Origin of the sequence: Streptomyces zinciresistens K42 (assembly GCF_000225525.1) — a bacterium.
GTDB lineage: Bacteria > Actinomycetota > Actinomycetes > Streptomycetales > Streptomycetaceae > Streptomyces > Streptomyces zinciresistens.
The window spans coordinates 1-720 of record NZ_AGBF01000474.1 but is presented as its reverse complement, the minus strand read 5'-3'; the positions used below and the strand labels follow the sequence as shown (position 1 = coordinate 720).

The 720-nt window shown below is 79.3% G+C and carries 1 protein-coding gene; it reads left to right on the top strand.

Annotated elements, in window-relative coordinates; genetic code table 11:
* Nucleotides 1-502, top strand: a 502-nt coding sequence (locus tag SZN_RS37270) for a DUF2690 domain-containing protein (RefSeq protein WP_007506602.1), incomplete at its 5' end; no start/stop codon positions are given.
* Nucleotides 503-720: the final 218 nt, after the last annotated feature.

Below are 720 nucleotides of genomic sequence, written 5' to 3'. Positions count from 1 at the left end.
AGGGAGCGCCGGCAAGCGACGGCTGACGATGGTCCTCGCGGCCGCGGTCGGTGTGCTCGTCGTGCTCGCGGGGGTGTTCTTCCTGACCGATGCGGGCCGCGCGGGCAAGGGCGGCGAGGCGGCCGCGTCGCCGTCGGCCACCGCCGCGGCCGACCCCGGCCTGCCGCCGGGCGTGAAGTGCGCCGGGGCCTCCTGCACCGGCAAGGACGCCGAGGCCATGGGGTGCAGCGGCGACCGGGTGACCACCGCCGGCTCCGCGACCGTGGGCACGGCCGTGGTCGAGGTGCGCTACAGCCGGGCGTGCGGGGCGGCCTGGGGGCGCGTCACCCGGGCCGGGCAGGGCGACGAGGTGGTGGTGCGGGCCGGGCGGGCCAGCCGGAGCGCGTCGATCACCACCGCCGGGGACGCCGACGCCTACACGCCGATGGTGGCCGTCAAGGACGCCGCCCAGGCCGTCGCCTGCGTGACGCTCGCCGTCGGCCGGGAAGGCTGCACGGCGTAAAGGGGCTTCGCCGACGCATCGTGTGCCTCCCGGGAGAGCGACGGCCGGCGCACGGTGCCGACGGAGGGGACCACCATCCGGGTGCCGGTGCGCACCACCCCGGCGGCGGCCCGCCCGGAGCCGGCCGGCCGCACGGTCGGTCAACCGCAGGACCGGGTGCCGGTGCGCACCACTCCCGCGCCGCCCCGCGCCGCACCACTCCCGCCCCGCGCCGCACC